Origin of the sequence: Halovibrio sp. HP20-59 (assembly GCF_033052795.2) — a bacterium.
Taxonomy (GTDB): domain Bacteria; phylum Pseudomonadota; class Gammaproteobacteria; order Pseudomonadales; family Halomonadaceae; genus Vreelandella.
Window position 1 is genome coordinate 1 of sequence record NZ_JAWJUW020000032.1, and the last position, 11,403, is coordinate 11,403.

The 11,403-nt window shown below is 48.5% G+C and carries 8 protein-coding genes and 1 pseudogene; 1 reads left to right on the forward strand and 8 read right to left on the reverse strand.

What is annotated here, in order from left to right:
- Window positions 1–117 precede the first annotated feature (117 nt).
- On the forward strand, window positions 118–495 hold the full coding sequence (locus RZA33_RS18940; protein WP_317509276.1) for an esterase-like activity of phytase family protein: 378 nt from the start codon (window positions 118–120) through the stop codon (window positions 493–495).
- A 48-nt stretch (window positions 496–543) separates the two neighbouring features.
- Here the strand turns inward: RZA33_RS18940 and RZA33_RS18945 are convergent, their stop codons facing one another.
- From RZA33_RS18945 to RZA33_RS18975, 8 genes and pseudogenes are all read right to left on the reverse strand, one after another.
- Window positions 544–1,824, reverse strand: coding sequence for an O-antigen ligase family protein (locus RZA33_RS18945; protein WP_317509277.1), 1,281 nt, complete (start codon window positions 1,822–1,824; stop codon window positions 544–546).
- A 33-nt stretch (window positions 1,825–1,857) separates the two neighbouring features.
- Window positions 1,858–3,678 carry an ABC transporter ATP-binding protein gene (locus RZA33_RS18950; RefSeq protein WP_317509278.1) on the reverse strand — a complete coding sequence of 607 codons (1,821 nt, stop codon included), beginning with the start codon at window positions 3,676–3,678 and terminating at the stop codon, window positions 1,858–1,860.
- Window positions 3,679–3,694: 16 nt separating this feature from the next.
- Window positions 3,695–4,894, reverse strand: a complete 1,200-nt coding sequence (locus tag RZA33_RS18955; protein WP_317509279.1) for a nucleotidyltransferase family protein — start codon at window positions 4,892–4,894, stop codon at window positions 3,695–3,697.
- A 10-nt stretch (window positions 4,895–4,904) separates the two neighbouring features.
- Window positions 4,905–5,420 (reverse strand): lasso peptide biosynthesis B2 protein, encoded by a 516-nt coding sequence (locus tag RZA33_RS19955; protein ID WP_416337890.1) that lies wholly within the window; start codon window positions 5,418–5,420, stop codon window positions 4,905–4,907.
- Window positions 5,421–5,461: 41 nt separating this feature from the next.
- The gene (locus RZA33_RS18960; RefSeq protein WP_317509280.1) at window positions 5,462–5,743 is read right to left on the reverse strand and encodes a lasso peptide biosynthesis PqqD family chaperone; all 282 of its coding nucleotides are present in this window, start codon (window positions 5,741–5,743) and stop codon (window positions 5,462–5,464) included.
- A gap of 32 nt (window positions 5,744–5,775) precedes the next feature.
- Window positions 5,776–7,665: an asparagine synthetase B family protein gene (locus RZA33_RS18965; protein ID WP_317509281.1), complete on the reverse strand. Its 1,890-nt coding sequence runs from the start codon at window positions 7,663–7,665 to the stop codon at window positions 5,776–5,778.
- A gap of 1,026 nt (window positions 7,666–8,691) precedes the next feature.
- Window positions 8,692–9,594, reverse strand: a pseudogene (locus tag RZA33_RS18970) (IS1380 family transposase); the annotation flags it as partial.
- A gap of 94 nt (window positions 9,595–9,688) precedes the next feature.
- The gene (locus RZA33_RS18975; RefSeq protein ID WP_317509282.1) at window positions 9,689–10,714 is read right to left on the reverse strand and encodes a hypothetical protein; all 1,026 of its coding nucleotides are present in this window, start codon (window positions 10,712–10,714) and stop codon (window positions 9,689–9,691) included.
- Window positions 10,715–11,403: the final 689 nt, after the last annotated feature.

Below are 11,403 nucleotides of genomic sequence, written 5' to 3' on the forward strand. Positions count from 1 at the left end.
TTGCAGTATGTCTTCGAGACACTGCCCACCCTCAATGATGATGAACTCAGCACACTGCTGCCCTGGCAGTGGAAAGAAACGCTACCCGTCTGAACAATAACTGCCTAGATGTAGTTAGTGGATCGCTTACTAATCATCGAGCGTGATAGCCGCCAGGGCGACCCGCGAGAAGCGTGGGCAGACAACCCCGCCGAGTTCAAACGCATCTACCTCGTTGATCTCAACCGTACGAGCGAGCAGGGTGTACTGGAGAAAATCGCCTATATAGACCTCATGAACATCCAGGATCCAGAGGGCCTTGCACCAAGGGGCACGATCAACGGCACCTTTAACTTTCCCTTTGTGACCATTGAGAACGTGGATCGTGTCGATGAGAGCACCATCGTGGTCGCCAACGACAACAATTACCCTTTCTCGATTGGCCGTCAGCAAGGGCGCGCCGATGATAATGAGCTAATACTGCTCAATGTAGAGAACTTCCTGAACGCTGAGTAGCAAGATAAGCAGGCATCCGCCAAGGGTTAAAACCACTGAATAAATCCCCTATCGGGATTTATTCGGTGCGCCGGATTGAGGCTGATTACCCAAACAGCCCCATAAAATAATGCCAAAACCCAAGAAGCCGCTAAATCCTCTTAAGTCTCTGAACATCGATTGGGAAAGTCCGAAGTCAAAAAAAGCGATGATGACCACCATACCGCTAATCGCTAAAAGCCGGGCCGACACATTGTCATTCGCATACAACGCTTTTTTAGCAAATGCCGAGGCAAATGCACCATACAGCCATAGCTGGCTAATAACGCCTATTAAGCCTCGGCGGGCGAGCGTATCAATAATGTCACTGTGTAACTGTGAATAAATAATGACTCGGTCATAAAGCACGCCCTCTGCGACCAACGCCCCTAACCAGTCCTTCACACCGCCTTCGCCAACCCCCATTAACGGGTTTTCTTTGAACATGTACCACCCCGCTCGCCATAGTTCAAAACGGATGCCAAGCGAGGTACTGGCCTCATCACTTATAAAATAATGATAGATATTGTCGAATATAGCCGTTAAGCGAAGCCACACGCCCGATGGGGGAAAAGCGATGATGGCGACAACCAATAAGGCGATAAAGCAAAGACCTATATTGCGTGTTTTTGGCGCTATTATATCCGCTGTTGCTGGCAACAACAGTGCGAATATAAATGGAATTGCCACCCAGCCTCCACGCGTTCCTGATAATAAAGACGCTAAAAAACCCAGAAAAGCCGCACAAATAGCAAAGACAGTTAACCCGTAACTAAAGCGGCGAAGCGATTGAATGAAATAAATCGCCGCCACTAAGGAAAGCGCCGACATGAGTAACGACAAATTACCAAAAGGAATAGCATTGATACCATTGTCAGCTCGTTCAGCTCCAACAATGACTCGCTCATATATAGCCACCAAACCTGCGCCAGAGGCACCACAACAGACACCCAGCCATAACCAATTAGGCGAGGGCGTAAAAACTCTTAACGCAAGCAAAAAAGCAGCCGCCAACAGCGGCCAAGCATATATATGTCGATACCCACCGTAGGGCACCAGAGGCAGTTGGCCACTTGCCAAAACGTTCCACCACCAAACACCGCTAAAAAATACCAATGCTGACACTATTTTGTAGTCGTCACTGGTCCATAAGAAAGGAGATTTCCTATCGCCAACAATAACGACACACGCCAATAGCGACGATATAAGCGCAGCCACCCCAAACCACCAGTGCGCTTGCGGTATTAAAACAAGCGATGCAGAAAAACCAAAGATAATAGCGCCATTAATGAGCGAGAGCGCCCTGCCCACTCCCGCTTCCTGTATTGATGGCATGCTTGTCAATTACGAAAGATCGTGCTGATAGTACTTAGCCTGACGGCTAAATATGTCATGGTAAATCCCTTTTTTCTCAAACAGTGATTCATGGGTGCCCGATTCCTTAATTTCACCATCATCCATCACGTAGATATAATCAGCTAAACGAATCGTCGATAGTCGATGGCTGATCACCAAGGCAGAACGATGATTAATCCGTTCGCGAAAGTTTTCAAATAACTCAGATTCAGCAACAGGGTCCATAGCGCTGGTAGGTTCATCTAATATAACAATATTGGATTTCAACATAAAGGCGCGTGCCAGCGCTATTTTCTGCCACTGCCCGACGCTGAGCTCTTTGCCATTATCAAACAGGCGCGTTAGTAACGTGTCGTATTTATTGTCCATCTCTTCAATAAATGTCGCGGCACCGGCGTTCTCAGCGGCTCGCGGAACCGTACGCTCGGCATCGGTACCGTTTATATGGCCAAAGCGGATGTTGTCATGCACGGATTCGGCATAATGCGAATAATCTTGGAAGATCACACTGAAAAGCTGTCGATACTCATCAATATCGCAGTCCTGAGCATTAATGCCGTTAACTTTAACGCCTCCTTCAGTAGGGTCATAAAGTCGTGTCATTAATTTAATAAGCGATGTTTTACCTGATCCATTGGCGCCTACTAACGCCACAATTTGTCCGGGCTTTATCTCCATATTTACATTTTTGATAACATCTCTATGGGTGCCGGGATAAGCAAAGGAAACATTCTCTAGTTTTAAACTAACGTTAGCAGAAGGTATTATTTTTTCAGGTTGAGACGACCTCGGCACAGTATGTCGCATATCCATAAATTCAAACAACATGCCCATGTACAAGTGGTCTTCATAAAGTTTGGAAAGTTGTTGAACAAGCTCTTGGCCCATCGTTTGTGCGCGTTGAAATATCAGTAAGAAGAGCACCAAATCACCCACGCTATTGTTCCCTTGGGCGGTATTCCAAGCCAAGTAGCCCAACGATGTAAAAAATATGATCGAAGCTGCCGCCGCGACAATGGACTCAACGATTGTGCGCTTACGGCTTATAGCAAGCTTTTCACCTCGAATATCATCACGAATACCCTTATACTTATGCCGAAGAAAATCGCCTAATTGATTAAGTCGAAGCTCTTTGGCGTGGATATTGGAAGTCATTAACCAGTCTAGGTAGCCTGCCCGCCGCTCCATTTGTGTTCTGCGACGCTGCCAATCGTACAGAATCCGCGTAAAGTAGATTCTTGCAATCAGAGCAGGAATAACAGCAAACAAAATAATCGGTAGTAAACGCCAGTTAATTGTCCCCAGCAGTACGACAATAGCCGTTAGCATGACGGCATTTTTACCCAAGAGCATTAAATTACTGGCGACCTGGGCGGGTCGATGGCTCCCCGATTGGCGGGCGCGCTCAAGCGTGTCGTGGTAAAGCGGACTTTCGTAAAAGGCAAGGTCAACACTGATGGCGGTTTTTTGAACAATGTTGTCGACATAGTCTGCGACCATCATTCCCTGCACTTCACGAGAATAACCCGCTAGCGCTCGTGATATAACATAAGCTAGCGTTCCTAAGCCGGTAAGCACAACATAATATAAAACCGACCCCACATTTTCAGCCGCCTCGGGTTCGGCCAGCACACTGGTAACCACATCCACCATCTGCTTTAGAAGATAAAGCACGCCAAGCCCAGAGATAATTTCTATGGCTATAAAAAAAGTACTCAGGAATGTCCACTTGCGACTACTCTTCCAAGATATAGACAGAATCCGCATCAGCGATAAGAAAGATGCAAATAACTTATTGATCATAGCCATATAATTAAAACACCCATTAGTTAACTTTCTTACCGGCTAAGCGTATATAAGCTTCGAGAAATGGGTGTATAAAACGGTAAACCCATTGCCAATGGGGGGAAAGAGGCCATACCACATAAGTATCGTAGGTCGGACGAAACATCCTCTTCCAGCCGAATAAACGCCACCACCATATATTCGCAGTGGTTGTTTGCCATGCGAATGAAAAATCAGGTGTAGGTTTTTTCTTACCCAACGAATGCTCGAATTCAACATCACCATGCATTGCCAACACACATTGGCGAACGAGTTCTTGGGTGTTGGGGGTCAAAGTATCACTATATTGTGACCCTGCACTGGCGAAAAACGCTATCATTTCCAGACAGGAATGAACGGTACTTTCTAGTGAGTAGCGCTTAGCACAGCGCAACACTGCATCAAGATCAAAATCCCGATGATGCTGTATGGCGGTAATATCCACTAGCCAGTGAAGGCGAGACCAATAATGCTTTGTATGGTGCCAGCAAAGATAAACAAAAAGCTCACTGATTGGCATCACCCAAGTGTCTACATTACAAACCGTAATAGGCTGGCGTTTTGCTAGCATATGCGATGCCTTAAAGACGCTTCCGGTATTGTCTATTTTGGTATGCAACTCGATAGCGACGTTACGAGGTGAGAGCAAAGTGACTACTTTTTGGTGGCGAGCCACGAACGCGACGCTTTCATTACTCGGCGTCAGTGCTTTGGGATCATGGGGCTTGTAACCATTAGTAAGCGCATATTGTAGTATTGCCGGTAAATCCTCCTGCGAAACAAGAATATCAACGTCACGACATAAGCGCTGAGCAGGCTCTGGGTAGTATTGAAAAGCTAACGAAGGTCCCTTAAAACAAAGATGCGGCACGTTGAGAGGCAACAATACATGCCTAACAAGGTACTTGAACTCAGCTGAAATATTCATATTATGTTGCAGCGCGTGCAGTGAGTCGCGCTTCATTACGTCGATACAAGCGTCAGGAATTTGATCTTTCCATCGCCGACTAAGATGGCTGTGGACAATGGGTAGCACAAAGCGTTCGGATGCTTGACGCGTAAAGGCATCCCAATCTTTCACACGTGGGATAAGCTTCTCAACCGCCTGAATCTGTTCTTGGTTAAGCTCAAGACGCGATAATATCAGCAGTAGCTGAAAGCTTGGGTCGGCCATGAGTTGCTCAGGAGGTTCAGACATCATTCGCTCGTCCCTATTCATGAAGATTCAGCCACGAAGATTCAACAGTAGACAAGCCTGGCGCAAGATAGCAGGCTACCACTGTGTAAGCATTGAAGCTGAACCCGCCCGTGACGTTGACAGGACCCGAGGCTACCCAAGCATGCGCCAGGTAACGGCTATTGTCCTCGCTACGCTTAAGACCAAAACAGAGTAGATAAGGTAATTTATATAGCCGTAGTAGCAGGGCAGCGGTGATGGCCTGTGGGTAACAGTTGGAATTCCACGGCGTATAGCGCGCCGTCATACGCACGACATGGCCAATCTGACTCGCTCTTTTACGTTGCAAGGCCGTCAGAAGCGGTAGCACAGGGCTAATACCGTGGGCTTTGCCCATCAGCCTTTCTAACCGCCTAAAACTGAGCAAAAAAATCAGCGCCTTGCTTACCCCCAGCAACAGCCAAACAGGCAAGAACCAAAGCTTAAAAAAGGCTGACTTTCTGAAAAAAGTGATGACCCTATTCAATCGACACCCACCATGACTACCCAATAATGAAGTTAGATTCTGCAGCCAAGCACTCTAAAATTCCCTTAACGCAAAATATGTATTAAGCCGACTTCCACCATACTATCGAGAAACGGCAACGTGTCGTTCTGACATTCTTCAGCCTCGACCGCATAATGTTCACACAGCTTCTGAACTAGATCGTTCACAGCGATAGGGCTTTCCGTTAACTCCCATATCCGACCGCCTATCGAATTCAACCCAAAATATTGGCCTTGGTCTGCACTCATCATCACCACTTCGTCATCAACGACTGCGGTCAAGATGTCGGCATCTCGTTGAACCATCGTGTTCAGTGTTACGCTCATACCGGTACCGTCCTCAACTGATATCAACTTATTTATGTTGCCTGTTTTATAGGCACCGAATGGCGCCATAGTTCCAGCACCCGCATACTGCTATGCAAGGGAATAAAACTCAGCAGATCAAATTTTTCCAAGGACGGTGGTGCGCCCTTTATCTTATCGGTAAGCACCTTGGTGGCTAGCCAGGGGCAGTCAATATTCACAAACTGATCATGCTGCTGATTTAACTTCTGCCAACAGTCCAAGCGTATTTTTTTGCGCTTTGTTTCGTTGGCAACATCATGCTTACTGACACGCTCGGGCAAGGCGTCAGCCATGGCCATGCGATAAACAATACGTGCACGGCGCCTTTGCCAAAGCATATCGGGCGGCAGCGACAGGGAAAACTCAAGCAGTCTCTTGTCCATCAAAGGGTAGCGATACTGAATTCCCAGAGGGCCCGCCCATGTCGACCAAAGGCTCATTCTCGAGGCAATGTGACCGTTCATAAGCAAAGCACACTGCATAGAAAAGGGGTCTTTTGCATCGCGCCAGACCAAGCTGTTTTCTTGCCATGCCTCGGGGTGGCGTTTCATAAAATCGGGATGGCCAAGGCACTGCAGCTTGTGCTTATTCAAATACGGGCTAAAAGCTGAATAAAGCCGATCCGGAAGGAAAGGCAATGCCGCATTCTGAAAAAGGTATTTGGCCATGCCCCCCGGTTTGCTCAGCCCACCGCCCAAGGCCCGCGCCATGTTGAATAGATCCTTGTAACGGCGGTTGGAAAGCAGCCAGGAAGGGTAACCCCGCAGGCCAAACGAGACACACTCATCTGCCCCCCACCCCGATAGCATGACACGCGTCCCACGTGAGGCCGCTTGCTCCATCAGAGGCAGCTCTTCAAAAAGGTCGGCAGAGTTTTCATACGCTAGGTTTCGTCGGAAGAACCGAAAATAATCACTCGAACTATCGGTGCCAAAAGAACATTCAAAACCTTCTCGCTTGCTCAGTTTCGCGATCTCGGTACGTTCATCAAAGACACCCTGCGCTAACGGGTACTCATCGTTAACAGGGGGGGCCCAAGTGTATGCCCTATCGAGCTGACGACCTTGCTGGCGCAACAAACGGTGCGCCAGCACCGTGACACCCGTTGAGTCCAGGCCACCGCTTATGTGCGAGCCAGTAGGACGATCCAGGCATATCCGATCTTGCACAGCCTGATTTATCAGCCCTCGAAGCTGCTCGGCATACGTCTCAAGGCTCGCTGGCGCAGCTTGAACGATATTCTCCGGAAACCAGTAGCGACTCACTTCCACACCGCGACGGGAAACGGTCAGGCTATGACCAGGCGGCAGAAAATCAACGCCTTTGATAAAAGGGTTTTCATTCGACTGCAGGGGCTGAGCCAAAAAAAAAGCCACGCGAGACTCATCAATATCAAAGTCGACATCCGGCGAGCTGGCTATCGCTTCAACCGTAGAGCCAAATAACAACAATGAATCGCGCTTTGCGTAGAAAAAGGGCCGCGCACCGGCAATATCACGGGCAGCGAAGAGCTCACCATCACGAGGGTTCCAAATAGCGAAAGCAAAGTCGCCGATTAGATATTGAACACACGCTTTACCCCACCGCAGGAAGGCAGACACAATAAGCTCGCAGTCAGACACGCTACTGGCGGCTGCAATATCAAGCTGCCTGCAAAGATCGCCGCGGTTATCAATCACCGCATCCGCAACAATACATAGCCCACGGTGCTCAAGGGGTTGAACATCCTCAGGGTAAGTGCTTATCAGAGCCAGTCGCTGGTGCCCCAGGACGGCGTTCTTCTTATGCATCACGCCACGGCCGTCTTTACCCCAGTCATTCAGTGTGCAGAATGCCGTATCGAAGGGTTCACGTGTTATCGAAGTTTGATCAAAACTGATGCGTCCAAAGATGGCACTCATTCACCCTCCTTCCCCTAACACTCTCATCCATAACACTCTTTAGCTGTGCCCCAGGCCTAACTGGCTCCCAATCTCACAACGCTACCACATATTACTTTTGGATACATTTCATTTACAATATTACTGATTTGTCAGTATATGTACAGTGCTTAGTCGTTTTTTATAAGCAATACCAGATGAGTTTCCTACCGTTCGTACGCGATTAGACTAGGCAAGGCGTAGCTTTCTGCACATTTATAGGGCTTTTTTCGATTACTTAACGATTCGAATGTATTTAATATCCGCCACCAATGTTACATTTCTTGACAATACAGAGGTGCAGAAACTACTCTCAATGTGGGCGATACCATAAAAGTGGCTTTCGGGCTAACTATACGTGGCAGGGTCGTAAAATGCTGCGCAAGCAAATATTTGTAGCCACTGGCATCTTCGCTCATAACCAGCATGCTTCATTGCCAGGAGTTTTTTCTATGAACACACAGAAAGCAAGCACTCAGCAAGACGCCTGGGTTGCCCCACAGCTGAACGTTATGTCTGTGCGGGAAACTTACCAAGGTGCTACGCCGTATCATGTAGAAGCGATATTTGTTGACACCACAAACAACGTAATAATGGAAACGTTTGGGTCCTGATCAAGTTAAGTGTGCGTACTGCACAACTTGCCTAAAAGTGACGCTTAACCCCACCGCAAGGTGGGGTTTTTTATCTATACCAAGGATGACTTGAGCGGACAGTGTGTCAGCTGATACTGACGGATACCCATGAATACCCAGTCCAAATTTTAATCGCGCTAACCCGGATTTCTCATAGCACCTCAGCAAGTACCGCACCCAAGACGTAATGCCACTAAAATCTATTGGCACACCTTAAATTGCCTACTTTTTAACCACTTTCCGTCGTTCAGACACACTTCCCCCTTTCCCCCATTGCGTCGGGCCGGGGGCGCCCGAGCAGTCAGGTAGGAACCAACCGCCTGACGAGATCGGATAGCTCAGTTTTATAGGGGTAACTGTCACTCATCAACACTTCTTCTAGGCGGGCCACCACCCAGCGTGGGTATTTCCAGGAGTGGGCTTGATATTGGAAGCGGAACGTCCCCGCTACTTTCCCTCCCACCTGCCATTGGGTCTTGCGCACCAGCATCATGGGGACGTCCACTTCCTTGAGCAGCCGGCTGTTCTTGGCGATTCCCACGATGTAGTCGACGTGATGCCGATCACACCAGTTCAGCATCCGAGGACGACAAAAGTGGCTATCACCTCGTAACACGATGCGCGTATCGGGCCAGTATTGACGGATAAAGCGTACCAGTAAGGCGAGGACCGCCCAGCTATGGCGACTGTCGCTGCGGTCACTGGTGCGCAGATAGCTCACCAGTAAGTGGCGCCCACAGAAGACATACAGTGGGAAGTAGCAGTGGTGATCGTAATAACGGTTAAAGAACTTGCCGGGTTGCTCGCCATGCACGGGGATGTCGGTGCCATCAAAGTCCAGCACGATCTCCTTGGGTGGTTCGTCATGCTGTTCAATGAAGTGATGCCACAGCAACTCATGGGCCTTCACTATTGCTTGCCGATCGGCGTTCTGCTCCGCCCGGCACAGCGTCGACTTGCCTGCTAGCGTATCCTCTTCACCGAGCGCTGTCTGAAGGGCCTGATCATAGCGCAGGGCCTCATGGTCGTTGAAATCTTCATAGCCAGCGGCGACACCGAACACCCGCTGACGAACCAACGTGTCGAGCTTATGACGAACCTGTTCCGGTGCCCGGGGATCATGAAGCACGGCGGCCAAGCAGCGTGTCAGGCGATGCTGTTTATCGACTTCACGAAGCAGGAGTAATCCGGCATCGGAGGTAATGTGGCCACCGGAGAAATCGGCTTCAATTTGACGGCGAGAGAGTGGCGAGAAGGTCAGTTTTTCAGGTACCATTTTGGATAGCGGCTGTGGGTGTTTTTTCTGGTGTAACGCCCTGAAATCATAACACTTTCAGCCGCTTTCTTTTATACCCCGTGAGAAATTCGGGCTAAGGGTCAGTGATCGATTGTGCTTGAATTTCGTCAAGCAAAGGCTTTAGGTTTTTATCCATATCATCCAATGACCAGGGGCGTCGAAAGCGATAAACACGAATCTGCTGCGCCAAACGGATGCCTTCCTGCATAAGCTGTTTATCGGTATTAAATTGACTGCCTAATTCGGGACGGTAGATAGCGCCCATCACGGTTTTGAAAGCCTCAATCCCCGACAACTTCTTAAGACTTGCCTCCTCCCCTTCATCAGCACGCTCTAACTGCACTAACGCATTTAAGCGGTGGGCATCATAACGAACGCCTTTGTTCATCATTAGGTGAAATTTATCAGCGCGCATTAAGTCCCGAACAAGCCCTTCGGTTCCAATGCCTAATGCTGCTAGCGCATCACGCCAAAGCTTTGCTCTAGCAGGCCCTGGGTGGAGCAACGGCTCAGCCTCATCTGGCTTAATAACAGCGACATCGTCGGTGATTAACGGCCACTGCTGAGAGTAGTGTAACCAGGCACTCATTGTTGACTTGCCCGCCCCAGAGTGGCCGGTAAATGCCCAGGCGCCAGCCGGTGTGTTTAATGCACTGACATGCAGCGGTAGCCAGTGCCGCTGGTGCAAAAGCGCCCCTAACGCACTACCCAGCAGAAATAAGCGAACATCACCAGGGTCAGCAACAGGATCAGCTCCCCGCGGCATACGACGATCCAACAAAATGCGCTGCCCTTCCTCAACTCGATAGCGAGCAATTCCCTCAATCGTTATCTGACAGCTCTCATCACCAACTTCTAACCACTGACTGAGATAAGCACCATCTTCAAGGCGATCAACTACGCCCGGCGTTGTTACCAATACATCAGGGTGTTCGCACGGATCAATTTCAGGGAGCTCTGGCAGTTCAAGCGTAGAACAAATTTTAAGCCCATAGGTGAGGTAGTAATAGTGCTGGCTAGTGGCAGAGCTTTTACCGCGCCTTTCTTTTTGACCTGACATCACATCACCCGTCAAGCTGGTGGCTTCTATCTCAATCATTGTCTTTCCTTGATATATCCTGGCAAGCACAATTTTCGTTGGCAAACGTATGCCTAACTTACTCACAAAGCATTTCTCTTAACACGCTGATGAGCATTGCAGCTCCCAACAAGAATTCATCAATGCCTTGCTCAACGTATAATTATTAGTTGAGAAAGGCCTACAGCACAGATCATGCCGCAGGCTTTAAGAAAAGCTTTAAAAGCTATCTATGAATCAAGGCCCTGATGGCCTCCAGGACTGGCGTTAATGTTGGCTTTGGCATTAGCGCGTCCGCCGCTACGCGGCCCTCAAGGTCCGTTGAAGTGATTATTGCGGTTTTCGGTAATATCTGCCATCGCGCCAATTTCTGTCAAAACAGGCCGTTCGTACTGCTTACGTTTTTCATCAGTTGTCATCTTTACACTCCTCATTTATTGGTTGGTTTGCTCAAGGAGCATAGCGACGTCCCTGAGAAAACCTTTCTTATACAACACTCTATACCCAGAAACGATAGATCACTTCTTTTTCCTGCACATTTTTAATTCTTCAAAAAAGCTTGAAATAGCTTTCTTTCTTTTAAACTATGAAAAAAAATTTATAAAGGGATAAGTATAAGAGTGTGATTAAAGCCTGACGGATCCCCACGAAGTTGATGCTATTCATCATGTAACGCTTGATAAGTCGCTTCTTCACGCAGGGCTTCCTGA